Genomic DNA, 23,544 nt, shown 5'->3' on the forward strand with positions numbered 1-23,544 from the left:
CCCTGGTTCGACGTGGGTGGGGGAACCCTTGTCGGATGCAAGCTTTTTGTAAGGAATGCCGACGTTGATAAACCGGGCATGTGCCGCCTTATGAACAATCGTCGCTGCAATAGTTTCAGTCGGTAAGGACAGGAAAAACCCTGGCTCGAGTTGGCATCTCCTCAGTTCGGGGACGTATTGTCCAACGGCCCCAAACAGATAGCTCACCCAAATTCGGTCGAATGATGCAATTGCGCGTTTGTTTCGGTTAAGATCATGGGCTTTGCCAACGCACTTTGTACGCTCACCCTGATTTCCCCCACAGAAAGCCCGGATCCAAAGACCGTCAACACTGATCGGCTTCGAAAAGCCTAAGAAGCGCAAAAGCGACAAGACGATGGACAACTTTGCGTACCTTGCCCGTCAAGCGGGAAGACTCCGTGCTCACGCAGCGGATCGTAGATCAATTAAGTTCCAAGTCCTTTAAACGTGATGGGCACCCCAACGGTGTCGGCAGACACCTGAAGAGTTCGTCCTAGATGTCTCGTCACGACGGAACCGTTTCCAAAGACAGCAGTTTGTAGTCTGCTCCCAGGTTTTCCCATTGCCCTGCGGAGAGAGGAATTGGCCCCCGATAGCTCCAGGGGGCCAATTCTTTCTGTTCTGCGCAGCCCGCACGTGCATGTGGGGCACCTATGAAGGTGCGCCCCGGCCTCTTTTCTGAAAACCCCCATGCCTGTATCAGATCAGGCTTCCCCAGTGCGCAATTTGTAGGATTCGACATGGTGGCGCGGAACAAGTCCCCTGGAATGCGGTTTCGACAACGAGCCCAAGCTATCCACTTCCCCTGCGAGGGCTCATTGGACACTGAACCTCTTGGCCCCGTTGGTTGCACTTTTGGGGCCATTTTTTTGGGCGTCAGGAACGTTCGGCGCCTCCGGGCGTTTCCTGTTGCCTATGATCCATTACCCCCGCGGATCTAGGCCGAGCTCCATCGATAGTCCCCGGAATGGAGCCTATTGGCACTACGCCGACCTCAGGCCCCGCTCTCCCGGACGGGGCCTTCTCTTTTTACGAAGGGGAACCCTAAGGACGGCGACCGTATCCACTGAGGCTGCAGATAATCAGCTACGTCGGGTCAATCGGCAGCGACCTGAGGAGCGCCTCCGAGGAGTCGGTGGGTTACTAAACCGTTTCCAGACGCAGCGGTTAGTACCTGGCTCCCAGGTTTTCCTTCCTCTGCTGCGCGAGAGGAATTGGTCCCCGACGCCCAGTGGGCCAATTCGTTCTTTGTGGCGAAGCCCATGTGCATGTGAGCCAGCAATGATGGCGCACCGGACTTTAGTCTGATACTTTTCCCGCAAAGGTCCTAATCCGTTGTCAGACCCAAGATCCTCCGCCTTTACTGGTTGAGTGGTAAACTGCATGCAACGATCTCAGATGACCTCGAATGAAATCCCGGATTTCGTGAATGAGTTGATCGCGGCTGGGTGCGATATCACGGCCATTGGACATGAGATGTACGTGATCGGCGAGGTGAAGGGTTCTGCAACCGAAGAGGTACGTCGGATAACGGAGAAATACCGGGACCGAGATTCTCTTAGGCTGGAGATCGTCGCCTACCTCTGGTCGATCGGCCGATACATAGAGCTTGCGGCCGAGACGACGCGGCACTAGCGCTCACATTGACGCCAATCATCAGCGCTGTATTGCCGGGCGATTTCTTCTCGCCGGAGCCCTCGCACTGGAACGTCTGCGCCCTATATTAGATAACGCGCATATCGCTCCCCGCCCTCCGGGGATTGAAAGCGCGCCCGTGCTTCATGATTATGAAGCCAACTGGCCTCGTCGCGCCCGAACGACGAGGCCTTTTTGTTTACCCAGATCGCAACTGATCACGGACACGATCCGTCTGATAGCCCAGAAGCTCACGCCGGGGGCCATCGCCGCGACAGCGTCGAGTTCGGCGACGACCCAAGGCTTCCCCCCCACCACGCCATCGGGGCCATTTCTCTTAGTCGGATCCCTAAACCGATGAGTCCCAATTAGAACCCCTCGCCCGCGACGCCGTTTCTTGTTTTCAAATCCGAGCTTACCTACGGCGCGCCTGAGAGGGTGAGCCTCCGCTGGGACACCGAGCGGAGGCTCATGCGCGCATAATTATATATGTTATATCAAGCATCTACACGCCAATATAAACCGCGAACGCAGGTGGATAGCGTCGAAATCGGTAGCGGTTTGTGTAAATGCAGGCGCAGTTTGCCAATCTGAGAAATGCAAGGCAATTCACCCAAACGGGCGTCCTGCGTACTACATTCGAGTTATATTCCAACGTGGAGGGTCCGGACAGCTCTTCCGCAAGCGCTAAGCCATCTATTGCTGCACACCGAGTAGCGGTGGCTCGGTCATGCACTCAATGTGATCGGACACGGCTGACAATCAAGCGGTCCAGGGCCCCTATCCTATCTGTTACGTACCGGGTCTGGATTGGCAATCCCCTCCGGACCCGTCGATGACCTCGAAACTTATGGCCCCGTCAGGCGTCCTTCGAGGCAATCCTTTGGCACCGAACTTGTCGGTCTGATTGGCGCAGTTGCCGGGGGCGTCGGTGGCCTGGTCGGCCTGCCTCCACGGCGCGCATCGAGGCCGCCGCTTCAGCGACCTGCCTAAAAACCGGGATAAGTGTGTATATGCTCGCTATCAACGATTGCATTTGCAGGCATCGGGCCCGAACAATGCTTGCAAGTTTGAGCAACAGTCCACAACAGGCGAGCGCGCCATTTGACGCTCTTTTCCTCACGCTTTGGGCGAGCGGATCTTTGAACCACGACCGTTCTCTTCCAGGCACTGGAGGATCTCCCGCACAAGCCGGATATCGTAACTGAGATTGTTGAGCGTGTTTTCTCAACTGCCCGTCCTGGTTCGCCGCCAGTCGCTCCTGTCATGCCCACACGACCAGACCGACTGGTGCTCGAACGCTGTTATCTCATCGTTGCCGGTGCTCACTCTTTGCGAACTCGTGCCGGCCGCTCCACCGCTCGGAGACATTGACGGCTGCCCCTTGCCTACGGTCGTGATTTGTGGCGCCATCAAAATCTAGGCGGCAACAATTCGGGGGAATCCAATGATAGACACGCAGTCCAGAATTTTGGACCAGGACCTATCCGATTTGATCAGGGGCCAAATTGAGCAGCGCCACACAAACGAATTTCGGGCAATACTCTCAACCGGCAATGAGATTACGATGCACGGACCCTTTACTATTGGGCGCGACTTCATCATCTACAAAACTGCGAAGGATAACAGCGGCAAGTGGGCAATGACGCCCTTTGCTCATATCGTGCAGTTGGTAATTTGACGAAGACTTCGGCGCTTATCTAATTGCGACCACACGGCGATAACTGTGCTATTGTTCTGGGGTTGCCATGCGGCGACCGGACACAACCGACCCCTCCCTAACCGCACGGACCGCGAGGCTCAAACGGCGCTTGCGCGTCTCTTTGCCAGAAATGACGAGCTGACAATGGCGACGAATGCATCAGCATTCACAGCGCTCCAACTAGGAGGAAAGCACCATGTCAAGTCGTCTCGTTTTCTCGCTACTCATCGCTTCCGTGGGCATCCTTATGGTTTGGGCCTTCAGACCCGCGCCGACGATCTTCACTGGTTATGAAACACCGCCTAGCGCAGCCAAAACCGACCGCATAGACGCCGTACCTCGTTGAGGGAATCGGACGGCCAATAGACCGCGAAAGAAGGCGGCCACCCTCCCGCATAGGCGGCGGTCATTGCATGGTCGCGCATTCCAGGGGCACAACTTGCATTTAGCGCCGTTGAGTGAACGTATACTTGGGGAAATTTCGAGGGGCAATTGTGAAACCCACGCTGACTGCTACATTGCTAATAGCCGGGGTGCTCTCGTTTTGAAGCGAGAACGCGATGGCCGCGAAGAACGGCATTTTCGTCTACGGTTGCACGTCCGACGGGAAACCGGCGCGTATGCGCGTGGTTGCCCCACTTAAGTACAAGGGCGCCGTAGAGGCAGGATTTCGCAATATGATACGGCAAAAAACGTCAGATTGGTTTCTTGCGCAGAAGAAGACCGTTGATCTGACAGAATTCGAGCAAGCCCTCGAAGTCATGATGCAATCAAGCGGCGGCAAGCTCCCAACGCAAAGCCCTTCCGCCGTTGCGAGATCTGTTGAGATTGGCAAGCGCGCAGCCTCACTGAAACTCTATTGCGGCGGTTAACATAGTGCTGGAAGCGACCACCGGCGTTCTTCGCGTGCTCGCCCGCCTACTTCTGCCCACATTCGAAGCCTGAAGTTGGTTGTGGAAAAAGCCGGCGTCGCCTTCCTCGTGCTCATCTGCATTCTCCTTGCCCTGGTATTAAGGATCCTAATGTTCGACCCGGGGGTCGAGACGGCACAACCAGATCTGCCGGCGATGGTCCTCGCCAATTAGGGCCCTCCGCTTGGTCTGCGACGGAACAACGGGGCGTCCGGGGTGTTGCTGTAGATCGCAACGAACCGGGAGCGCCTCATGAAGATAGTCGTCATCGCAATTGTCGCCTCGATCATGAGCATACTTGTTTTCAAGTATGTCGACGGGACGTTCGGGACTTCCGAGGTGGTCGCGACTGCGGAGCAACTATCTGAAGACTAACAGGCGCCGTCCTCCCTAAAACATCGGCTGTCTTGCCTTTGTCGGCGAGTGCCTGCGCGAACTTCTCATGGCGCGCGTTTTTTAGGACTGGCATCGATCCAACCTCGGAGAGTGGGGATGGCATTCAAGATGACCGAATTCGCTTGCTATTCCCTCGCCGTTGGCGGCTAGCTCTTTCGTCAACAGGAGACGCGCAAATGGCCAAAGGTCAGGTACGAAGCAATAAGGAAGCCAGAAAGCCCAAGAAGGACAAGGACAAGGCTGCCGCGAAACCCGCTGCGCCGACGTTAGGATCTCAGGTGAAGGACACCAATAAGAAGTAACGCCCGCGGTCGCGCGGGCTGCATTAATCTGGGCATCAATGACGCCGCGATTCCAGGATCCGTGCTCAAATCGGGCCGTAGGCGATGATCCAACCTCCTGGCGAACTCGTTGACTTCAGCGGCGCCGAAACCTTGTGTGGCAGGATCACAACCCGTTTTCCAAATGGCCTCCCGGCGAGGACTGGCGCCGAATGGACCTCTGTTTGTGTCCGGTTGACCTAAAGCAGAGCTTGGAGAAAGCGGGGCTGAGCTACAAGCGAGCCGCCGATCCCATGGAATGGTTCATCATTCGGTAAACTGAAGGCCGCTGCGATTTCCCCCGTATCCCGATTTGGCTACCCGCGTCATCCACCTCTCCGGCTGCAGGCAAAGGAATTGGAAGTGTTGGCCTATGTTGATCAGATCATCATGCTTTGCGCCGGCCTCTGGATGACGGCAGCAGGGTTTGGCTACGTTCAGACCAACACTCAGGTACCATGGCTCGCTCAACTCACGAGGCACTTTCGATGGATGGGGCCGCTGCTGATCGCTATCGCGATTGTTCTCTTGCTTGCCGCCCCTACCGCATAAACCGCGGTCCTTGGGTCGTCGCGCTTGTCTGCCTCCTTATGCCCACATTCGGGGGCTGAAGTGGGGCATGGATAAAGCCGGCGTCGCCTTCCTGGTGCTCATCTGCATTCTCGTTGCCCTGGTATTGAGCATCCTAATGTTCGAACCGGGGGTCGAGACGGCACCACCGGAGCCGCCGGCGATGGTCCCCACCAATTAGGGACCCCCCGATTGCTCTGCGACGGAATAATGGGGCGTCCGGGGTGTTGCTGTAGATCGTGACGAACCGGAAGTGCCTCATGAAGATAGTCGTCATCGCAATCGTCGCCTGGATCATGAGCATACTTTTTTCAAGTATGTCGACGGGACGTTCGGCACTCCGAGGTCGTCGCGACTGCGGAGCAACTAGCTGAAGACTAACAGGCGCCGCGCCACGTTGCCCATCGGTTACCAGCGGCGGCCGGATTTCTGAAATATTAGCAGTGATAGACGCAGGCGTGAGGCGGTGAAGTCCTCGCTAAGATCCAGCGAGTGTTCCCTCTGATCGAGCCGCATATGCGTCATCTGCTGTCTTGCCTTTGGCGAGTGCCTGCGCGAACTTCTCGTATCGCGCGCTTTTCAGGACTGGTATTGATCCAACCTTGGAGAGTGGGAATGCATTCAAGATGACCGAATTCGGTTGCTATCTCCCGCCGTTAGCGGCTAGCTTTTTTTCGTCAACAGGAGACGCGCCAATGGCCAAGGGTCAAGTACGAAGCAACAAGGAAGCCAGAAAGCCCAAGAAGGACAAGGACAAGGCTGCCGCGAAACCCGCTGCGCCGACGTTCGGATCTCAGGTGAAGGACACCAATAAGAAGTAACGCCAACGCCGACATTCGAGCGGGCTGCGTTAACGGACACCGCGCCTTACGCACTGGTTCGTCGTCAAGGCCAAAAAAGTAGAACTGACGCGGCGATAAAGACGAGCGACAGTAACGCGAATCCTATTCGGTTTTCGCCGCTAGCCAGCCTCCATCGATTTGTTGCCGGATCCCTCAGCTGCCACCACCGCGTCGGCCTGTTGGTAGCTCGGTGGTTGATATCTTTCACGTAGAACATTTGCTTGGTTCGGCCACTAATACGCACCAGAACGATCCGGGAACAACTTATGTGGCAAAAGCGGAACAACTCACCCCACTAGATTATGGGATTTCAGTTTGTCGCGGAACATTCCTGCGGCTACCACGGTTGTGAACAGTCACAACCCGGGAGGAACCCTATGGCAGACGACAAGAAGAACGTGGGTCGCGATCGCGGACGAGTTGCCGCCGGACAGGCTTACGAACTCAATTACTTCAAGCGGAAGCACGGCCTCACCGATGACCAGGCCCGCAAGATCATCAAAGAAGCAGGCAACTCGCGAGAGAAGGCGAACGCATTAGCCGAGAAACGAAAGAAGGGCTAAAGTCGGCGTCGCGAACACAAAAACGGGAGCGACGTATGGCTACCACACGAGCCGGTATCTCCGCCCGCGTCAAGATGATTTTCATCGAAATACTCGGCGTCAAAGCCGCGGACCTTGCCGACACCGCTGCAATCGTGGACGATCTTGGAACTGACCCGTTGAAAATATCCCAGTTATCGATGTTGATCGAAGAGGAGTTTGGGATATTCATCGCCGAGGAGTCAATGGAGCAACTCGTGACAGTTGGGGATGTTATCGATTTTGTTTGGGGATCCAAACGCTTGTATGGCCAATAAGAAAGCCGAGTAAAAACGCGACATTATACATTCGCCTCGACGGCCACTGCCAAACTGTAAATTAACTTGTAGTTGGCACTTCCACCTGACATTGGGGCGGTAGGGACGAAACACGGTCCGCGTTCTTGGGTGACCTACGAGGCGAATTCGAGAGCCGCGAGAACGTCTTCGAACTGTCGCAATGTCCTCCTCTCGCCGGGGGTCCGTTAAGAGATAGAGGACAGCCTTCGCGAGCAATATGAAGTGCGACGGGCCGAGCATGACCTTTGACAGAATCCGCAGTTCGAGACTCCGAAGCCGGACATAGTCGGTGGGCGTCAGGTAGGCGAGCGTGCGCAGCTGGTGGACGCGGACGGCGATGACGTGATCGGTTGGTGTCTGGGCCGAGCCGATGCTTATGCAGCAGAGGCTTGCGCCTCCGGTAGGACCTGCTTTGCGGCGCCAGGAGCCTATACCTGATTGATTGCCCAAAGATGCTTTGCGCCGAGACGCCACCGGCGCTCCTTGCAGCCGTTGGCGAACTCGTCGTGCGATTGGCATTCGGCGACGACGACGAAGCCCTGGGCGGCGAACTCGCCTCTTCTCCTGCGTGATGCGCAGGTCCTTAAGCCCGTAGCGGGACCTGCGCGGGCCACCGAGCGCAGCGTTTTGGCGGCCAGCCTTGATCATCTCCGAGGCGCATCCGCTCTTCGCGGAGGCTTCGGCATTCGAGGTTGGCCATAGCCGCCATTTCTGATGAGATCGGCAGGAAGGACCTGTTCTGAAGTTTGTATTCCCTACGCTTCAGGCCGACGAACACGGTGCGCCGACCGTGGATCAGCATGCCCGTGAGAGCGATCCGATATTCCTCGGTCGGATCTTCGGACTGGATCGATGCGGGGATCATCATGCCGGCGTCCATCAGTGAGGCGATGCATTTGCCGACCTCGTCGACGCCAAATGCCGTCGAGAGGCGGTGCGCTGCGCCTGGTACTTGTTCCCACGCTTCGGCATGGCGATGGCGGCCTGTTACTGTTTCGCGGACACGTGCTCGGTCATGCCGCCACCTCGCCGGGGCGCCCCGGCCCGAGCTCTTGGAACAAACACCGCTCGGTCGCGGTTGCACCACTAAAGAGGAGGCCTCCATGCCCAAGTCCCCAATCCCGACCATTCCAGATCCCGAATTCCCGCCGGACCTGCCGCCGGATGCTCCACCAGATCTGCCGGAGCCCCCGATCGAGGAGCCGGAGCCCGACGTCGGTCCCGACGTACCTCCTATTAGCCCTGTGCCCGGCGCAATTATTCCGCCGAAAATGTAGGCGCGACCGCAAGATAAGGAGAGGCCGGTGGAAATCCAGAGTTGGAGCAAATGCGTGATTATCCAGCTTCCGGAGCTCGACGGGGTGCAAATCGTATGGACCCCGGGTCGAGCGGCTAAGCTCCTGAGCGAGAACTGGCCCATAGACTTTGGCGTCGCGTACTCGGACGCGCTTTACAAATGCACCGACGCGGCGATGGGCACGTATCCCTGGGAGCAAGCTCGCGCCGCGTTCATTGAAGCGATCGCCGAGGCAAAGGTCACAAGGTTGCGCTGAATCCATTCGTCTTATGCTGCCGCACCTCCCGGTTCGCGGAACAAAACTTATGCGGCTCCATTAGGCCTGCAAGAAGGGAGACCGATATGACCGACGACCCCAAAGAGCCGAGAAAGCCCGTGGAGGTCCCGCCCGGCGAGACACCCGATCCCATGCCAGACAATCCGGATCGCCCCATTGAGGAGCCCGGACCGGACGACGTCCCGGAAGAGGCGCCAGACGTCACCCCTGTGCCAGGTGAGGAAATACCGGCTAAGATGAGCGGTTAAACTTGCTAAGCTTCCCAGCCCGATCTCTCCGTTGGAACAGAATTCCCTAATATACGTTTCGGAAAGGCCAACCCTACGGAGGCCGCGATGATAAACATCTGGGATGCGAACGTTGAAGTGACGTTTGATAATCATTTTCACGTCATCAGGAATGCCCGAGAGGCGGTCGCATTCCTTATGAAATCCTGGCCAGAGACGAAGAGCGCGAGTTACGCAGCGGCCCGGAAAGCGTGCCTGGATGCTGCCGAGGGAACAATTCCTGGCGCGGAAGCCAGGGCCGCCTTTGAAGCTGCTGCGAAAGAAGCCGGGATTCTCCGATAACGTTGGTGTCGCCCGGCCCGAGGTAGGCTGCCGCCGCGCGCTCTTCAAGGGCAGCGAGTGACCGATGGCACCCATCACGAAGACGGGGGATCACTGCGAGTTTATAGTCTCGCACGCCGTTGTCGGCGCTGTTCATGGATTTTTGATGCGGAAGATCTGGGCTTCGAGATCTCTTCGCGGAGGTCGCGGCTTTCTCAGCCGCGTTGGCTTCCTTCATCTCCGAGTAGCGAACGACGTCGGTTTCGTTGTTCCACCAAGCTTTGAGAGGGCATTCCGTCCATTGCTTCTGGGTTCGCCCTTGGCGGCCTGCATCCGGCCGATCGACGGCTTTTCCATCGTCGATTTCAAAGAGGTGTCAAGCGAACTGAGGAATTGCAGCATAAGCAGTCCAAGAATTCGTCCGCACCTCCAGGGGATCAGTTTTTCATTTCGCCCGACAAGAGGCGACCGTCACCCGGTACGTGGCGAGATGGACAAGCGGGAATTCCAACAGAGCAAGGTGGCGATGCTCGACTTCTTCGACGACCTGATCGGGGTTGAGCGCGGCAACGCGCACCGAAACGCAGGTAGCGCCGAATGATGGCCGAGAATTCCGATCTCCCGTATTACCCACACTTGGAACCCATGGATGAGCTGCACCAAGGTCAGTCCGGCATGCGACGGCTGCTACGCCGAAGCGCTGATGGACAACGGTTACACAAGGTACAATGGGGCAACCGCGCGCGTCAGCGCACCGGCGCCCATACTTGGAATGACCCGCTGCGCACGAAAACCGCAACACACCGACGAGCAGGAAAGCCGGGCTCCAAGTCAGCGGAACTCCGGCGTTGGAGCCGATGCACCACGATCGGCACAGCCTTACGTCGTGCGAACTTTTCCGACTTCGTTTACGTGTCCCTGCTCTTCGCGGTAGGCTTGTTCCAGGCGGTCAATCTTCGTTGATCGCAGGCGGCCGCTGGAACGGAGGAAGGCCAGCATCGCCTCCATGTCATCGCTGCCACCGGGACGCTCGCCGTAGGGCACAGGGCGTCGAGACAGCTTCTGCGCCCAGTAACGGATCTCGCGCTCGGCCGGCGGGTAACACATGCCGAGGCGGTAAAGCCGAGTGTCTGTTCGAACCCATCGTGGGGGCACCATATCGTCCATTTGGACGATGGGAGACGTGTGCCCATGCTCCCCGTCGCGGGTCACAGGCTCGCTGAAGAACCAGCCGTATAGCCACGGGCGCCGGCCGCCTTCGCTGTCCTCCTCGATAAGCCACCCTTCAATGATCGGAGCAGCATCGAACTCCGTAACGGTCGGCCGAGCTGCTATGAACGGATCCACGTCAGGGAAATAGGGATCGGGAGCATTGAGAGGGTCTTCGAATGGTACGCCCTTGCCGAGTTCGCCGTCAGCGTGCTCGCTGCAGACGACCTTACGGAGGTCGCCGAAGGTGTGCAGACGCCCACGGCGTCCGCAGACCTCGCAGATGTGAAAGGATCGCGCGGCGGCTAGGCGGCAGGCATCGTCGATCGCGCGGCGAGCATCAGGTGCGATCTGTGCGATGGCATAATGCATGTGCAGAACGCCCTTCTTCTCCATCACCTCGAGCACCGTGAACGAGCCTCCTACAGCCATCACTTTGTCGGCCTCGGTGAAGAATGCGTGCAGGATGCCCAGCCAACCTTCGCCGCACGCAATCGCCAAAGGACGACGGTCCAATCCGAGATGCGGATACCGGTCGTTCGGGCGGATGATCAGTCTCACTGTTTGGCTCTCTCGTTTCTTCCGCTTAGAGCAGGAATTCCGCCGACCAGTTGTTGCGCCAGGTTGTACAGCGTCAGGAGCCTTAGATCGGAGCTCGAGGTCCACCGGTCAACCGGCAACGATCCGGCGAAGGTCCGGCCAGGCCCACCAACATCGCCGGGAAAATCCCGCTCCGGCGCTAATGCCGCCGGTTGTCGTTGGTCGATGTTGCGCTTTCCAGGACAACGATGCCGGAATAGAGGACCGGTGTTCCATCGCGATCCTGGAAACACCGACCAAAAGCAACGACCGAGACATACAAGCCAGCCCGCGTCCTGACGCGGTAGAACGACTGCTGGGCTCGTCCGCTCACGATCTTTTCCGTAATTGTCTTTGCCAACCCTGGTCGATCCTCCGGATGGACCCGGTCGAGATAAAGTTTCAGCGGCAGTCCCTGGCTCGTCTCGCTCGCGGCGAGACCGAAGAGCGCAGCCAGGGCCGAATCTCCATAGACAAGGTCGCGAACGATATCCCAGGTGAAGATCCCGGAGTCCGTCGCATCCGCATCTGTGAGTTCGACAATAATCGTGCGCTCTCCGTCCTCCTTCATTGCTCCGCCTAACCCCCTGCCATCAATTGCCGTTGGCCACTCGTCGCAAACCCAATTCCCTTCGGGTGCCCACGCGGGGTGTGCCGATCGAACAGCTGGCGCAAGCCATCATGAAGCCGTTTGTTGAAGCCGCCATCACAGTCCTCGAGCAGATCGAGATAGAATGTCGCGATCGTCCCGAATTCGGCTGCGTCGCGCGGCACGCGTCGTTCGATCGATTGAAACAACTGCTTAATCGTCTCTTCGAGTGAGCGGAAGCGCTCAATATCATACCCGTAAACCGTCTCATCCAGTTGGCACTGGGCCGTTTTAAATTGGATCACGAGGTCTGCGACGCTCGTAGCGGTGTTCGTGTCAGATCGTTGAATTCTCATTAGCACGCACTAACAGACACGACTACCCGCACCGCTACCCGCCACGTCAGATTCTTTCGCGCGCGCAGCATTTCTTGTAACGAACGGCGCGCGAGCGTGGCCGATAAGCAGCATTGTTTCGCAATCCAACTCCAGGTGAGGCCCCGCTTGGACCGGCACTCAGATCCAAATGGCCGGTTGTGCGTCAAGGTAACGGCTTCCGCCCGGGCTCAAACTCAGCGTCGGAGCTGCAGGATATAGCGAGCAAGCTTTCGGCTCTCGCGCAACAAATCAAATCAATCGCGGCTACCCCGCTCGGCGACGCTATCGATCTCGACGAAAGCAGCGAGCGGTCGCGGAAAGCGGCAATAGAATAACTTGGAAACATTGCTGCTATTGCGGATTGACCGGACGCTGTCCCCGCAAACTCTCTACGCTAAACCGCCCAATTCCCCAAGTCCGAAGGCAAGCGGCGCGGCGTGTCTGCGACCGCGCCGTTAAATTTGGCGAACAGAGCCTGGCGGCAAAGATAGAGCGCCTTTTGTTTGCCTCCGAGCCGTTGAGCCACGACGAAGTTCATTTACGATGCAAGGTTCTTCGGCCGGGCATATCGAAGGTGATGGCCGGATAACACCAACGACGGATCATGCCGTAAAATGCTATCAACCATCACGATTAAAGCCGCCCGCGATGAAGATGTGCCTGTACTCGGAAAGTACGGGGCTGACCTGATGGCGCTTCATCATCAATGGGACCCCGAGCGCTTCATCCCGACGGGAACCGGCACGGAGGCATCTTATGCCAGATGGTTGGGAAGTCAGCTTGAAAAGTCCGAGGTCGTGGTCCTCGCCGCTGAGCAAGATGAAATGATCGTCGGTTACGCCTATGCATCTGTTGAGGGCCATGACTACATGGCGCTCCGAGGACCGGCGGGCGTCATTCACGATCTTTTCGTCGAGCCCGAAAAGCGCAGCCAAGGCATCGGCCGGATGCTGCTCGAGGCAGCTGTTGCAGCGCTTAAAGAGCGAGGAGCAAACCTTATCGTGCTTTCCACGGCGCACAGAAACGAAGCTGCTCAACGGCTCTTTGCCGCAGCGGGCTTTCGCCCGACGATGGTCGAGATGACACTCGACGTGAAAGCTTAATTTCTCGGCATCCAGGGCGCCGACACGTCACCTGGCCAGCCACCAGCGACCGGACATGTCGGCGATGCGCGAACATCTGGGCTCGAACTTTTCCGGAGTGTTGAAGCCGACAAGCCGAACGCTCGTACCATGCTGATGCGAACACTGTCGCCGTCGGTGACCGTGAAGGGATTGAACTTTAGTCGGCAGAAGACGTTGCCGGCTGATTGGAGCTGGGTCCGCTCGTCAGCAGCCTTTCGGTCGACATCTGGCCGACCGCGACCGGTATCACCATCAGCAGCAACCAAGGATTTTGAAGTCTCTCTGGCTGAAGCGTCGCCGGCGGGCACTACGCCAAAGATGGCACGCGGCAGTCAACGCTCTCTGGTTTGCGGCAATCGGGTTGATGAACGAATTCGGCGCCGAGCCGCGCGAGGGGACCATAACGGTCGATCTTCTGGCGCATGTCCGTGAGGGCTGGCGCTGCCAGGCGGCAGGCTGCCCTTCACGCAAGATCTGGTCGATGCGACGGCGATAAGAGGTGACCTAGACCTCGCTCAGAAAATTTGCCCCCCAAGCCAAAGGATCATAGCCAAAGGCGGGGAAAGGCGAGGTATCTTGGCCGTGGCATTCCGCCGATCGCCAACGAGAAAGGCCCGCCCCTCACCTACTAGGGGCCTCGCCGTCGAGCGATATCGATGACGTTGTCCCGCGACGCGCTCGACTCCTCGAAATCAAGATCGCCTGTGCGTTGCCGCATAGACTACAGATCACAATGTCATTTCTTGACAGATCGTTCCAGAATAGCTATTTCACGGCGATGGCGCGAAAAAAGGAATTCGACAAAGACAAGGCGGTGGGTGCCGCAATCGACGTGTTTCGCGAACACGGCTTCGAGGGCACATCGACTGAGATGCTGGTGCGCGCGATGAAGATCGGACGACAAAGCCTCTACGACACCTTTGGAGACAAATGGGCGCTCTACCGATTAGCAGTGGAACGTTATGCATTCGAAGAAACTGAAGCCCACGTGACGATGTTGCGCAGCCAGCGACGGGCCGTCGACGGGATCGCGGCAATGATAGAACGAGTGGTGGAGCGCGCCCATTGCGCCTGCCTCGGCGTCAATTCGATTTGTGAATTTGGCCAGAGCCGGCCGGAACTTAACGCGCTCCATCATGCTGCCGACAATCGCTTGAGGAAAGCGGCAGTGGAATGCATCAAGCAAGCCCAAACCGAAAACGATGTCGAAAAATCGCTGTCGGCAGAGGCTGTTGCCTCTTTCCTCATTACCAGCATCGCTGGCATTCGTATCGCGGCCCGTGGAGGTAGCCCTCGCTCGGAATTGGAATCCCTCGGAGAACTGGCAATCCGTGCAATCCGGTAGCACCCCAAAAAAATTTGCACAATTCTGGAACAATCAGTCAAGAAAGGAACTGACTATGAAAGCTGTGGTCATGAACGGCGTGGGCGATAGCGACGTTATGGAATTCGTCGAGCGCCCAGAGCCTGTGGCAACGCCCGGACACGTTATCGTTGAGGTCCGCGTGGCAGGTGTGAATTTCATGGATATCGGCGTTCGGCAGGGCATGGCGTGGACGGAAACCCCGAACCCGAAAGTGCTTGGCGTCGAGGGCGCCGGCCGCGTGCTCACTGTTGGCGACGGCGTTACGGATCTTGACGTGGGCGATCACGTCGCCTGGGTCTATGCCCCCGGAAGCTACTCCGAGCGCCTGTCGATCCCGGCAACGTCGCTCGTCAAGGTCCCCGACTTCATTGATGACCGAACGGCCGCATCAATCATGATGCAGGGCCTGACCGCCAGCCACTTTGCCACCGATTTCTATGCCGTCCAACCTGGGGACATCGCGCTCGTTCATGCTGCAGCGGGCGGCGTAGGACTGCTCCTGACGCAGATCATAAAGCTCCGAGGCGGGCGCGTCATCGGGCGCGTGTCATCGAAAGACAAGGTCGCCATCGCGCAAAATTCCGGCGCCGAGCACGTGATCGTCGATACAGAAGGAGAGTTTGTCAACGAGGTGCTCCACTTCACCGGTGGTCGGGGAGTGGACGTGGTTTATGATGGCTCCGGTCCCAAGACATTCAAAGCGTCTCTCGAAGTACTGCGGCGGTCAGGAACGCTCTGTTGGTATGGCCCGGTGCTGGGTGGGCCGGGCCCGCTCGACATCATGAGCCTGCCGAAAAGCGTCAAGATCGGCTATGGCGTCTTCTTCGACCATATCCACTCACCCGAACTCTTTCGCGAGCGCGCCGGCCGGCTTTTCGATTGGATCGCGGACGGGTCGTTGAAGGTCACTGCAGGGGGAAGCTACCCTCTCAAGGATGCTGCGCAGGCACATAAGGACATGGCCAGCCGCAAGACAACTGGCAAGCTGCTCCTGATTCCAGGAGGGTCGTGAACAACCCACGTTTGGATGAGCAGTCGACAGCCCCGACAACCATTCTTCCGTGTCGCTTGTTTGTAAATTGGCCGCGATATCCTGAGAGTTACATCCAACAGGTCGCGACGGGAACCAAGCGGACTGCGAGCATCGCTCCTCGGGCGGGGTCGCCAGGTTAGGTACCGCCGCCGCGCACAGCCCACATTCTTTGACACACCGGTGAACGAGCAATATCGATGATCTCCCCGGAGATGCTGCGAAAACTCCATCTTGTCCCTTAGCGATCGGGAGAGATTCTCACTGAGATAATGCTCAATGCAATGAAACTTGGCGCGTCGGCTGGCTCACGGGACGCATGGGCGGAGCGTTGCGCGATATAAGTCGCGCAACCAACCGTCCAGATGCCGTGACCACATCTATTATGGCGTCGTAATATTCCTCATCCTTGGTCAGCTCATCTACGACCCGTTGACCGTAAGCGACGGCAGCCCCATCCGATGAATACTTTCGACCGACTTCGTCGCGGCTAACGACGCCTGCTGTATGGATATTAAATAGATAGCGGCGCATGAGATCCCACTCCGTACGTGACGCCGCTGCGCTGATGAAACAAAGCGCGCTGCCAGCGACAATTCGAGGCTTGACATGAGCGCGCAACTTATCGGGCCCTGACCGCCTTGTCGCGTGACAGGAGCGTGACGGTGACATTTACGGCTATCGGGCCATGGTGCACTGGAAAAGCGGTGACCACCGTGCAACGCCGCATTCCTCCAGCCCAGGGGCAAGGTCAGCCGAACGCTGCGGTGATCCCGACACTCAATTGGCGTGGGGTGCTACGCGCCACACCTTGTTTCCGACATCATCGGCGACCAGCAACGCGCCGTCGCGAGCAATCGCAACGCCCACCGGCCGACCCAAAGCCTTACCTTCGGCGCTTAGGAAACCCGTGAGGATATCGCGCGGCGGGCCGGACGGCCGGCCGGCGGCAAAAGGCACGAAAATGACCTTGTAGCCGCTGCGCGGGATGCGGTTCCATGAGCCGTGTTGACCGACAAAGGCACCGCTTTTCATCTCCGGCCCGAACAGATCGCCGGTGTTGAAAGTCAGGCCGAGTGACGCCGTGTGAGGCCCGAGCGCGTAGTCAGGCTTGATAGCGACGGCCACAAGCTCCTGGTTCTGGGGTTCGACGCGATCATCAACATGTTGGCCATACCAGCTATAGGGCCAGCCGTAGAAGGCACCATCTTGTACGGACGTCATATAGTCGGGCACGAGGTCAGGGCCGATCTCATCGCGCTCATTGACGACGACCCAGAGCTGGCCTGAATCAGGCTGCCAGGACAACCCATTGGGGTTGCGAAGACCGGATGCGAACAGCCGCGTCTGTCGGCTGGCGAGGTCGATCTCGTGGACCGCGGCTCGTCCTTTCTCCTCATCCATGCCATTCTCGGCTACGTTGGAATTGGAGCCCACGGTTGCATAGAGCTTTGTTCCGTCGCGGCTGGCGATGACATCCTTTGTCCAGTGATGGTTGCGACCTGAAGGCAGGTCGACGATCTTGTCAGGCGCCCCGGTGATTTGCGTTGCACCTTCCTGATAGGGAAAGGCCACGATGGCGTCGGCATTGGCGACATAGAGTGTGCTGTCGAGCAATGACATTCCAAAGGGGGAGTAGAGCCCAGTGATGAACGGTGTCTTGGTTTCCGCCACGCCGTCACCATCTGAATCACGCAGAAGCGATATGCGGTTGGCGCTCTTCGTCTCGGCACCGGCTCTAGCCTGGAAGAGGCCCATGAAGAAGGCCCGGATCGAAAAGCCCGCGTCGGGCTTCGGCGGCGCATTGCTTTCGGCCACCAGAACATCGCCATTGGGCAGCACATGGAGCCAGCGTGGATGCTCCAGATCGCCGGCGTATTCCTTGACTTCAAGCCCTTGCGCCGCGACGGGCATTTGCCCATTGGGCCAGGGCGTGGCCTCGGCGACGTTCACGGAAGGCAACCACTCCGCTTTCGGTTCAACGAGAACCGGATCCGGTCCATAGGTCTGCTCGATCGGCACCGTGGCTTCATGCCGGGACAGCGCAACTAAGCCCCCACCCGCGGCAACCACAAGCGCAGCGACAACAAGAACGGTGATCAGCAGCTTTTTCATGACCGGCTCCTCAATGACCGAGCCAAACGATTTCGGCACGAAGGTGTTTCAATCCTCACGAGGCAAACTCGAAAAATATGCCGAAACATTCTCGATATCTGCGTCAGACAGGTATTCTGCCGCACTCTCCATCAAATGGCTGAACGGAGTTCCCGATCGCGAGCCTTCGCGAAAGAGCTTCAGTTGTGCCGCGAGAAATGCCTCGGGCTGACCGTCAAGCCTTGGGTAGGAGGGGTTACGTTGCGAATTTTGGTGGCAGCCCAAGCATGCCGGAACTTTTTGGGCGGGACGGCCGTGCTGCGCAATCTGCTCGCCCTGCCCCACCCGATCGTCTTTTAGTGGTTGCACGACCGCATTGCGCTTCAAAGCTGCGAAATGGCTGGCAAGAGCGCGAAGATGCCCCGGATCCACCGACTGCACGGGAAGTTGCATCATGCCGCTTGGTCTACCTCCCTCGAGATAGGCGTTGAGGCTTTCGAGCAGATAGGCCTCCTTCTGTCCTGCAAGAACAGGCGTGAGCGGGCTAAAGCCCATCCCATCGGTCCCATGGCAGCGGGTACATTCTGCTAATGCATCTTCAAATCGGAACGCATGCATGGGTGGCTGTGGCCTCTCGCGATAGGCGAGCAAACGATAGGTGGCCGCATCCATAGCCGGAAGCTTTCGCAGGAACGCAACCATGCTCCAGATTTCGTCGTCGCGCGCCTGGGTCGGCCACGCCGGCATGCCGGTGAAGCGAACCCCGTGCTTCACGATGCGAAACAGTTCTGCGTCCTCCCATTGCTCGACTACAGCGGAAAGATCCGGCGGTTGCGGCAACATCGCAAGTGCTGCGGGGGACCGCGGTTCGCCCGGCGCACCGTGGCAGGTAGCACAGCCGCGGGCAAAGTGACCGGCTGCCGGTGGGATGCCGTTATCAGGTAGCCTCTCCGGGGCATCAACGGCGAGCGCATAGGTGCGAACGGCCGAACGCATGGCAAAATGCAAAAACCACTCGGTTATCCTCCAATGGCCGGAAGACGCACCGACGTTGAAGAAGCCGATCCAGGTGGCAAAAAGGACGACGATCGGCAGGATGGCGAGCCCGACGGCCAGGTGCTTCCATCGAACATGCATCAGGCGACCCTCCGGTTTGGCTCTGCAAGCAGACCGGAAAGCAAGGCGACCCCACCTGCGAGATAGGCTGCGGCGCCAACCATCAGCATGACAACGGCGCCGAGTTGCTGATCCTGAGCCGCCGTCAAGGTCGTGCCGAAACAGGTAACATCGCCAAATTGATAGAGCGTGCGTGGGCTGAGCGCCAAGAGGGCGCCGAGGAGCGTCATATGAACGGTCGTCAGCAGCAAACCGAAGGCGCCTGCCGCATTGCTTGAAGACCTGTTCGTGCTCCCGGCCGCAAGACACGTGGACCATAGGAACAACCCGGCGGCTAGAAAGCAGGCCTGCTCAAGGGCGGTGCCCCAAAGCGAACTCTCCGCCAACCGACGTGCAGCCGGTGCATGCCAACCCCAGACCACCAGGAGTTCGACGAGCGAGGCGACGATCGGCAACCCGGTGAGCACGGGCCGGCGACAGCTGGCGAGACGGGGAGCAACACCTATAGCGATCAGAGGTGCTGCGACTGCTACGACCCCCATATGCGCGAGCATGTGGGCGGTAACCGAGCCGCGCCACGCACTCAAAAGCGGGCCAAGCCAGATAACGGCCAAAAGGAGGCAACCATTCGCAAGCCCGAGCACCCTCATCGCAAGCACTCCGAAACAAAGATCGTCGGCAGTGCCGTCATCAGGACGGCGACGAAACTCAAGCCGGCAAGCAGCAAGGTTGCAAACCCCTGAAACAGAAGGCGATCGTGGCGCGTCGGATCGTTATGCGGAGGATCGTGCGCGCCGAAGCCCCACTGGCGCCACGCAAGGAACGCCGAAAGCCCAATGGCTGCCAGCGCAAAAACCGTGATGACGGCGATGCCTAGGCGCAAGGATTTGAACTCCATCGCGAACAACGCTGGTTTGGCACAGAAAATCGCCGCGCTGGCGTAGCATATCAGGAAGTGCCCGGCCCAGATGGCCGGCCCCGTGAACAGCGTCCAGAACGTTTCGATTTCCCTTGGCAGCAGACGCATTAAAGTGCCTCCGGGAAAAGACCGATCACGAAGAAGGTGATGAGCGCCGTAATTGCCAGGAAATGCCAGTAGAGGGCCACGTTGCGCAGGTCCATGTCGTGGTAAGGCGCCCGGCAAGGCTTCGCGCAAGACAATAAGCAAGCATGACAGCGCCGACACAAGCATGAGCGACTGTCCAGCAAACCAGCACCCAGACGATGGCCGGGTAAACATGGGCGGTCGGGTTCATGGCGTGCAACCAGGGCCCCGCGATGCCAGCCGCGGATGCGACGACCGTCAGGGCGAGCGCCACGATCAAAGCGGCACGCGCGAACGCCGTACGCGCGAGGGCGTTGAAATGTCTTGCAGCTAAGGTGGCGAGCCACGCAAAGACAAAGAGCGCTGCCGAAACCAGTGGCCACATCATTCCGGGACCAGCTGATCCCGCCGTGAAGTCTTCGTGTATCGTCCAATAGAAAAAATAGCCGAAGATCAGGCTCGCAAAGGCGGTGCTGTCGCCCACCATCGTGATGAACATGGCCCACCAGCCGACTGAGGACGGACCGGATGCGTAAAGCGGCAAGGCGAGCCCAACGCCGACGTCCTTCTGCGGCTTCTCGGGAATTTCCCCGGTCCCCGTCCAGAGCCAATAGAGGATCGCACAGAAACAGGTGAAGGCGGCGATTGCCCCTGCGATCCACCACTTAAACGTCAAGGCGATGAACACGGCACCGAGCGAGAAGGCCGAGAGGATGGTGACCTTTGAGGTGCCGCCAACGCGCAAGACCTGTTCCGGCCGTGCATCGAGCACGGAGGTGACCAGGCCTTCGCGACGCCCTTCCTTGGCGTCGGGAAGATACCATCGCCCCTCGCTGATCTCGCGGGCAAGCGACGGTTGATCCCAAAGTGGATAGCGGCTCGAAACGAAGGGAACGGAGCGCACACCCCAGTTTTCCTCAGGCTCGCTGACCCATTCAAGCGTTCCGGCATTCCACGGGTTTTGTTCGGCGCGAGGCTCCCGGTGCTTAGGGCGCAGGACATCCCACACCACGATCAAAACGCCGAAGGCAAACACGATGGCGCCGACAGACGACACAAGGTTCAAGAGGTTCCACCCAAGGTCGGCCGGATAGGTAAAAACCCGACGCGGCATGCCGAAAAGGCCGGTCAGATGCATTGGAAAGAAGGTGACGTTGAAACCGACAAACATCAGCCAGAAGGCAATGCGTCCGAACGTATTGGACAGGCGTTTTGCATCGATAAGGGGGTAATAGTAGTAGATCCCCGCAACGACCGGGAACAGCATCCCTCCAATCAAGACATAGTGGAGGTGGGCAACCACGAAGTAAGTGTCGTGCGCTTGCCAGTCGAAGGGCGCAATTGCCACCATGACGCCGGTTAGCCCGCCGATGACGAAAATGGCGATGCCGCCTGCCCCGAACAGCATTGGAGTAGAAAGGATGACGCGGCCAGCAAGCATGGTGGCAATGAAGACGAAGACTTGAACCGCCGTTGGGATTGCCACTGCCTCGGAAGCGGCCGAAAAGAAGGCAAGCGATATCTGGGGCAGTCCTGTCGCGAACATGTGGTGTACCCACAAGCCGAATGACAGGAAGCCGGTGCCGACCGCGGCAAGCACGATCCAGGAGTAACCCACGATCGGACGCCCCGAAAAGGTCGGAACGATCATCGCCATCAAGGCAATCGCCGGCAGGAAGATGATGTAGACCTCCGGATGGCCGAAGATCCAGAAAAGGTGCTGCCACAGCAGCGGATCGCCGCCGCGTGCCGGATCGAAGAAGGGCCAGTCGGACATGCGCTGCATTTCAAAGAGGATATCGCCGGCAATCAGCGGCGGAAATGCAAAGAGGATCATGCCGGCGACAATCAGCAGATACCAGGCGAAGAGCGGCATCAGATTGATGCGCATGCCGGGTGCGCGACATTTCATGATCCCGACGATGAGCTCCACCGCCGCTGCAATCGAAGCCACCTCGATGAAAGAGAGGCCTAGCAGCCAGATGTCGGCGCCAATGCCGGAAAGTTTTTCGTCGGTTGCCAACGGCGGATACATAAACCAACCGGAGGAAGGCGCTGCATCAAAGAAAATCGAGCCGCACACAAAGATGCCCCCGAGAAAAAAGCTCCAGAACCCGAACGCGCCCAGTCGCGGAAACGGCAACTCTCGAGCCCCGATCATCGGCGGCAACAGAAAAATCGCCACTGCCTCGAAGATTGGCACGGCAAACAGGAACATCATGACGGTCCCGTGCAGCGTGAATAGCTGATTGTAGAAGTCCGCCGAAACCAGATCATTGTCGGGCATGGCCAATTGCGCCCGCATAATCAATGCCAGCGCGCCGGCAAAGAGCAGAAAGATGAAGGCGGTGGACGCATACCACAGCCCAACCTGCGTGTTGTTGACGCTCGTCCAGTAGCGCCAGCCGTGCGGATTCTCCCATACTTTGCGCAGCCGCTCGCTCTGCGCTGCGCGCTCCTCTTCACTCGCGCGGGCGCCCGGCTCGGTCATCTCAGTCCTTTCAGCCAGGCGGCGATTGCACGGATATCTTGCGGCGCCAGCATGGAGAAAGCGGGCATGGCTGCACCAGGCTTGATCGCACCCGGGTTCGCGATGAAGCCAGCAATGTTGTCCTCGGTGTTGGCGACGATCCCGGCTCCCAGCATCTGCCGAGACCCTAGGTGAGAAAGATCGGGTCCAGCCGCGCCTGCGGCCTCCGTGCCCGCAACGCGATGACAGGAGCCGCAGCCATGGCGCAAGAAGAGAGCGCGCCCCTCTCCCGCGACGTTTATCGAGGCTTTCGCCTGGCTGGCAAGCCATGCGTCGAACGCGTCGGGTTCCATGGTCACTGCGGTGAGCGCCATGAATGCGTGAGACGTCCCGCAAAATTCGGCGCACGCGCCGCGAAATACCCCCGTTCTTTGCGCCATCAGCGAAAGGCGGTTTTCGCGACCCGGGATCATATCCATCTTGCCCCCGAGAGAGGGTATCCAGAAGGAATGGATCACGTCATCGCTCTTCAGTAAAAATTCTATTCGCCGACCGACCGGCAAGCGGATCTCGTTTGCCACTGCGATTGTGAGGCTGCGATGGACATAGACCACCTGCCACCAATATTGCCTGCCGGTGACTTCGACCCGAAAATCCGTAGCATCGCGAAAAGTCGGCGAAGGTCTAAGCGTCGGCATTAACCAGAATGCATATGTCAAAAGGGCAAAGAGCGTCACAGTTGGGAACACGCCGCCGCCCCACAGGACGAGCCGGCTTGCGGCAGGCTCTGCGAAAACTCGTCTTTGACTGCGCACGGCAAAGCAGACGACGGCGACCACGGCGAACCAGATCGCGGCTGCGCCGATGGACATGACGACAAACAGGGTGAACGTCGCCTCTGCTTCCGAACCCGCAGGGCTCAACGCGGATTGAGTGCCCTGGCAGCCAGGCAGAGCAATCGCGATTAAGGGCAGCCTTTGGAGCAATCTTCGTCTTTGAGATCGGAGGCGTGGCGTTTTATTGTCCTTTCCAGAAGAGTTGATCGCTTAACCCGAGCCTCCCCGCAAAGTTCCAGAAAGCGTTCCCGCGCCGATTTTAACTTCTCGGGATTGGTACGTGTTGAACGGTGAAGCTACGCACCGCTCT

Annotated in this window: 29 protein-coding genes and 1 pseudogene; 19 read left to right on the forward strand and 11 right to left on the reverse strand. The window is 58.5% G+C overall.

Annotation, left to right across the window (positions count from 1 at the left end; genetic code table 11):
• Positions 1 to 1,419: 1,419 nt before the first annotated feature.
• The 10 genes from BLU15_RS31440 (at position 1,420) to BLU15_RS31465 (ending at position 7,256) form a co-directional block, all read left to right on the forward strand.
• Positions 1,420 to 1,656: a hypothetical protein gene (locus tag BLU15_RS31440; RefSeq protein ID WP_090300803.1), complete on the forward strand. Its 237-nt coding sequence runs from the start codon at positions 1,420 to 1,422 to the stop codon at positions 1,654 to 1,656.
• A 1,447-nt stretch (positions 1,657 to 3,103) separates the two neighbouring features.
• A complete protein-coding gene (locus BLU15_RS41015) occupies positions 3,104 to 3,337 on the forward strand; it encodes a hypothetical protein (RefSeq protein WP_060529252.1) in 234 nt (77 codons plus the stop codon).
• A gap of 581 nt (positions 3,338 to 3,918) precedes the next feature.
• Positions 3,919 to 4,230, forward strand: a complete 312-nt coding sequence (locus BLU15_RS31450; protein ID WP_090300805.1) for a hypothetical protein — start codon at positions 3,919 to 3,921, stop codon at positions 4,228 to 4,230.
• A gap of 291 nt (positions 4,231 to 4,521) precedes the next feature.
• Positions 4,522 to 4,644 (forward strand): hypothetical protein, encoded by a 123-nt coding sequence (locus tag BLU15_RS40705; protein ID WP_256386710.1) that lies wholly within the window; start codon positions 4,522 to 4,524, stop codon positions 4,642 to 4,644.
• A 197-nt stretch (positions 4,645 to 4,841) separates the two neighbouring features.
• Complete coding sequence (locus BLU15_RS40710; protein WP_256386711.1) at positions 4,842 to 4,967, forward strand: hypothetical protein; 126 nt, start codon at positions 4,842 to 4,844, stop codon at positions 4,965 to 4,967.
• A gap of 384 nt (positions 4,968 to 5,351) precedes the next feature.
• Positions 5,352 to 5,537 (forward strand): hypothetical protein, encoded by a 186-nt coding sequence (locus tag BLU15_RS40320; RefSeq protein ID WP_090300846.1) that lies wholly within the window; start codon positions 5,352 to 5,354, stop codon positions 5,535 to 5,537.
• A gap of 67 nt (positions 5,538 to 5,604) precedes the next feature.
• A complete protein-coding gene (locus BLU15_RS40715; protein ID WP_255381441.1) occupies positions 5,605 to 5,736 on the forward strand; it encodes a hypothetical protein in 132 nt (43 codons plus the stop codon).
• A gap of 514 nt (positions 5,737 to 6,250) precedes the next feature.
• On the forward strand, positions 6,251 to 6,376 hold the full coding sequence (locus BLU15_RS40720; protein ID WP_255381443.1) for a hypothetical protein: 126 nt from the start codon (positions 6,251 to 6,253) through the stop codon (positions 6,374 to 6,376).
• 398 nt (positions 6,377 to 6,774) lie between these two features.
• Complete coding sequence (locus BLU15_RS31460) at positions 6,775 to 6,960, forward strand: DUF3606 domain-containing protein (protein ID WP_060606866.1); 186 nt, start codon at positions 6,775 to 6,777, stop codon at positions 6,958 to 6,960.
• A gap of 35 nt (positions 6,961 to 6,995) precedes the next feature.
• A complete protein-coding gene (locus BLU15_RS31465) occupies positions 6,996 to 7,256 on the forward strand; it encodes an acyl carrier protein (RefSeq protein ID WP_090300806.1) in 261 nt (86 codons plus the stop codon).
• Positions 7,257 to 7,860: 604 nt separating this feature from the next.
• On the opposite strand, the gene BLU15_RS31470 is transcribed toward BLU15_RS31465, so the two are convergent.
• Entirely contained in the window at positions 7,861 to 8,145 is a 285-nt protein-coding gene (locus tag BLU15_RS31470; protein ID WP_143034300.1) for a hypothetical protein, read from the reverse strand.
• Positions 8,146 to 8,380: 235 nt separating this feature from the next.
• Here BLU15_RS31470 and BLU15_RS39695 point away from each other — a divergent pair, with 235 nt between their 5' ends.
• From BLU15_RS39695 to BLU15_RS41020, 6 genes are all read left to right on the forward strand, one after another.
• The gene (locus BLU15_RS39695; protein ID WP_176960412.1) at positions 8,381 to 8,554 is read left to right on the forward strand and encodes a hypothetical protein; all 174 of its coding nucleotides are present in this window, start codon (positions 8,381 to 8,383) and stop codon (positions 8,552 to 8,554) included.
• A gap of 27 nt (positions 8,555 to 8,581) precedes the next feature.
• Entirely contained in the window at positions 8,582 to 8,830 is a 249-nt protein-coding gene (locus BLU15_RS31475) for a DUF982 domain-containing protein (RefSeq protein ID WP_034800356.1), read from the forward strand.
• An 86-nt stretch (positions 8,831 to 8,916) separates the two neighbouring features.
• Positions 8,917 to 9,099 carry a hypothetical protein gene (locus BLU15_RS31480; RefSeq protein ID WP_089046034.1) on the forward strand — a complete coding sequence of 61 codons (183 nt, stop codon included), beginning with the start codon at positions 8,917 to 8,919 and terminating at the stop codon, positions 9,097 to 9,099.
• An 87-nt stretch (positions 9,100 to 9,186) separates the two neighbouring features.
• Positions 9,187 to 9,420, forward strand: a complete 234-nt coding sequence (locus BLU15_RS31485) for a DUF982 domain-containing protein (RefSeq protein WP_034800350.1) — start codon at positions 9,187 to 9,189, stop codon at positions 9,418 to 9,420.
• 64 nt (positions 9,421 to 9,484) lie between these two features.
• Positions 9,485 to 10,000: a hypothetical protein gene (locus tag BLU15_RS39700; protein WP_176960410.1), complete on the forward strand. Its 516-nt coding sequence runs from the start codon at positions 9,485 to 9,487 to the stop codon at positions 9,998 to 10,000.
• Positions 10,001 to 10,048: 48 nt separating this feature from the next.
• Positions 10,049 to 10,333, forward strand: coding sequence for a hypothetical protein (locus BLU15_RS41020; protein WP_090300809.1), 285 nt, complete (start codon positions 10,049 to 10,051; stop codon positions 10,331 to 10,333).
• Here the strand turns inward: BLU15_RS41020 and BLU15_RS31500 are convergent.
• The 3 genes from BLU15_RS31500 to BLU15_RS31510 all read right to left on the reverse strand — a co-directional run bounded on the left by BLU15_RS31500 (position 10,279) and on the right by BLU15_RS31510 (position 12,081).
• Complete coding sequence (locus BLU15_RS31500; protein WP_090300810.1) at positions 10,279 to 11,169, reverse strand: hypothetical protein; 891 nt, start codon at positions 11,167 to 11,169, stop codon at positions 10,279 to 10,281. The two genes, BLU15_RS41020 and BLU15_RS31500, sit on opposite strands and share 55 nt — an antisense overlap.
• 178 nt (positions 11,170 to 11,347) lie before the next feature.
• Positions 11,348 to 11,758 carry a PAS domain-containing protein gene (locus BLU15_RS31505; RefSeq protein ID WP_060606875.1) on the reverse strand — a complete coding sequence of 137 codons (411 nt, stop codon included), beginning with the start codon at positions 11,756 to 11,758 and terminating at the stop codon, positions 11,348 to 11,350.
• A gap of 8 nt (positions 11,759 to 11,766) precedes the next feature.
• Positions 11,767 to 12,081: a hypothetical protein gene (locus BLU15_RS31510; protein ID WP_143034301.1), complete on the reverse strand. Its 315-nt coding sequence runs from the start codon at positions 12,079 to 12,081 to the stop codon at positions 11,767 to 11,769.
• 686 nt (positions 12,082 to 12,767) lie between these two features.
• Here BLU15_RS31510 and BLU15_RS31515 point away from each other — a divergent pair.
• From BLU15_RS31515 to BLU15_RS31525, 3 genes are all read left to right on the forward strand, one after another.
• Complete coding sequence (locus BLU15_RS31515; protein ID WP_034800331.1) at positions 12,768 to 13,256, forward strand: GNAT family N-acetyltransferase; 489 nt, start codon at positions 12,768 to 12,770, stop codon at positions 13,254 to 13,256.
• A gap of 799 nt (positions 13,257 to 14,055) precedes the next feature.
• Entirely contained in the window at positions 14,056 to 14,622 is a 567-nt protein-coding gene (locus BLU15_RS31520; protein ID WP_090300813.1) for a TetR/AcrR family transcriptional regulator, read from the forward strand.
• Positions 14,623 to 14,677: 55 nt separating this feature from the next.
• Positions 14,678 to 15,655: a quinone oxidoreductase family protein gene (locus tag BLU15_RS31525; protein ID WP_090300815.1), complete on the forward strand. Its 978-nt coding sequence runs from the start codon at positions 14,678 to 14,680 to the stop codon at positions 15,653 to 15,655.
• Between the two features lie 294 nt (positions 15,656 to 15,949).
• Here the strand turns inward: BLU15_RS31525 and BLU15_RS41025 are convergent, their stop codons facing one another.
• From BLU15_RS41025 to coxB, 7 genes and pseudogenes are all read right to left on the reverse strand, one after another.
• Positions 15,950 to 16,345, reverse strand: coding sequence for a DUF6894 family protein (locus BLU15_RS41025; protein WP_371590207.1), 396 nt, complete (start codon positions 16,343 to 16,345; stop codon positions 15,950 to 15,952).
• A 108-nt stretch (positions 16,346 to 16,453) separates the two neighbouring features.
• Positions 16,454 to 17,788, reverse strand: a complete 1,335-nt coding sequence (locus tag BLU15_RS31530; RefSeq protein WP_060520201.1) for a PQQ-dependent sugar dehydrogenase — start codon at positions 17,786 to 17,788, stop codon at positions 16,454 to 16,456.
• 48 nt (positions 17,789 to 17,836) lie between these two features.
• On the reverse strand, positions 17,837 to 18,904 hold the full coding sequence (locus BLU15_RS31535; RefSeq protein ID WP_244546868.1) for a c-type cytochrome: 1,068 nt from the start codon (positions 18,902 to 18,904) through the stop codon (positions 17,837 to 17,839).
• Complete coding sequence (locus BLU15_RS31540) at positions 18,904 to 19,533, reverse strand: cytochrome c oxidase assembly protein (protein ID WP_090300817.1); 630 nt, start codon at positions 19,531 to 19,533, stop codon at positions 18,904 to 18,906. Before BLU15_RS31540 ends, BLU15_RS31535 begins: the two co-directional genes overlap by 1 nt.
• The gene (locus BLU15_RS31545) at positions 19,530 to 19,910 is read right to left on the reverse strand and encodes a hypothetical protein (protein ID WP_090300818.1); all 381 of its coding nucleotides are present in this window, start codon (positions 19,908 to 19,910) and stop codon (positions 19,530 to 19,532) included. Before BLU15_RS31545 ends, BLU15_RS31540 begins: the two co-directional genes overlap by 4 nt.
• Positions 19,910 to 22,419: pseudogene (gene ctaD / locus BLU15_RS31550) on the reverse strand (cytochrome c oxidase subunit I). Before ctaD ends, BLU15_RS31545 begins: the two are co-directional and overlap by 1 nt.
• Positions 22,416 to 23,384: a cytochrome c oxidase subunit II gene (coxB, locus tag BLU15_RS31555; protein ID WP_244546869.1), complete on the reverse strand. Its 969-nt coding sequence runs from the start codon at positions 23,382 to 23,384 to the stop codon at positions 22,416 to 22,418. The pseudogene ctaD and the gene coxB overlap by 4 nt, the downstream one beginning before the upstream one ends.
• Positions 23,385 to 23,544: the final 160 nt, after the last annotated feature.

Source organism: Ensifer sp. YR511 (assembly GCF_900103045.1).
GTDB classification, from domain to species: Bacteria; Pseudomonadota; Alphaproteobacteria; order Rhizobiales; family Rhizobiaceae; genus Ensifer; species Ensifer adhaerens.

Bases quoted from the DNA above. Each gene is read 5' to 3' on its own strand.
- BLU15_RS31440 (WP_090300803.1), top strand. From the start codon at position 1,420: ATGACCTCGAATGAAATCCCGGATTTCGTGAATGAGTTGATCGCGGCT.
- BLU15_RS41020 (WP_090300809.1), top strand. From the start codon at position 10,049: ATGAGCTGCACCAAGGTCAGTCCGGCATGCGACGGCTGCTACGCCGAA.
- BLU15_RS31525 (WP_090300815.1), top strand. From the start codon at position 14,678: ATGAAAGCTGTGGTCATGAACGGCGTGGGCGATAGCGACGTTATGGAA.
- BLU15_RS31470 (WP_143034300.1), bottom strand. From the start codon at position 8,145: ATGATGATCCCCGCATCGATCCAGTCCGAAGATCCGACCGAGGAATAT.
- BLU15_RS31535 (WP_244546868.1), bottom strand. From the start codon at position 18,904: ATGCATGTTCGATGGAAGCACCTGGCCGTCGGGCTCGCCATCCTGCCG.
- BLU15_RS31515 (WP_034800331.1), top strand. From the start codon at position 12,768: ATGCTATCAACCATCACGATTAAAGCCGCCCGCGATGAAGATGTGCCT.
- BLU15_RS39700 (WP_176960410.1), top strand. From the start codon at position 9,485: ATGGCACCCATCACGAAGACGGGGGATCACTGCGAGTTTATAGTCTCG.
- BLU15_RS40710 (WP_256386711.1), top strand. From the start codon at position 4,842: ATGGCCAAAGGTCAGGTACGAAGCAATAAGGAAGCCAGAAAGCCCAAG.
- BLU15_RS31540 (WP_090300817.1), bottom strand. From the start codon at position 19,533: ATGAGGGTGCTCGGGCTTGCGAATGGTTGCCTCCTTTTGGCCGTTATC.
- BLU15_RS40705 (WP_256386710.1), top strand. From the start codon at position 4,522: ATGAAGATAGTCGTCATCGCAATTGTCGCCTCGATCATGAGCATACTT.
- BLU15_RS31520 (WP_090300813.1), top strand. From the start codon at position 14,056: ATGGCGCGAAAAAAGGAATTCGACAAAGACAAGGCGGTGGGTGCCGCA.
- BLU15_RS40715 (WP_255381441.1), top strand. From the start codon at position 5,605: ATGGATAAAGCCGGCGTCGCCTTCCTGGTGCTCATCTGCATTCTCGTT.
- BLU15_RS39695 (WP_176960412.1), top strand. From the start codon at position 8,381: ATGCCCAAGTCCCCAATCCCGACCATTCCAGATCCCGAATTCCCGCCG.
- BLU15_RS31545 (WP_090300818.1), bottom strand. From the start codon at position 19,910: ATGCGTCTGCTGCCAAGGGAAATCGAAACGTTCTGGACGCTGTTCACG.
- BLU15_RS31450 (WP_090300805.1), top strand. From the start codon at position 3,919: ATGGCCGCGAAGAACGGCATTTTCGTCTACGGTTGCACGTCCGACGGG.
- BLU15_RS31480 (WP_089046034.1), top strand. From the start codon at position 8,917: ATGACCGACGACCCCAAAGAGCCGAGAAAGCCCGTGGAGGTCCCGCCC.
- BLU15_RS41025 (WP_371590207.1), bottom strand. From the start codon at position 16,345: ATGTCACCGTCACGCTCCTGTCACGCGACAAGGCGGTCAGGGCCCGAT.
- BLU15_RS31505 (WP_060606875.1), bottom strand. From the start codon at position 11,758: ATGAAGGAGGACGGAGAGCGCACGATTATTGTCGAACTCACAGATGCG.
- BLU15_RS41015 (WP_060529252.1), top strand. From the start codon at position 3,104: ATGATAGACACGCAGTCCAGAATTTTGGACCAGGACCTATCCGATTTG.
- BLU15_RS31485 (WP_034800350.1), top strand. From the start codon at position 9,187: ATGATAAACATCTGGGATGCGAACGTTGAAGTGACGTTTGATAATCAT.
- BLU15_RS31460 (WP_060606866.1), top strand. From the start codon at position 6,775: ATGGCAGACGACAAGAAGAACGTGGGTCGCGATCGCGGACGAGTTGCC.
- BLU15_RS40720 (WP_255381443.1), top strand. From the start codon at position 6,251: ATGGCCAAGGGTCAAGTACGAAGCAACAAGGAAGCCAGAAAGCCCAAG.
- BLU15_RS31530 (WP_060520201.1), bottom strand. From the start codon at position 17,788: ATGAAAAAGCTGCTGATCACCGTTCTTGTTGTCGCTGCGCTTGTGGTT.
- BLU15_RS31465 (WP_090300806.1), top strand. From the start codon at position 6,996: ATGGCTACCACACGAGCCGGTATCTCCGCCCGCGTCAAGATGATTTTC.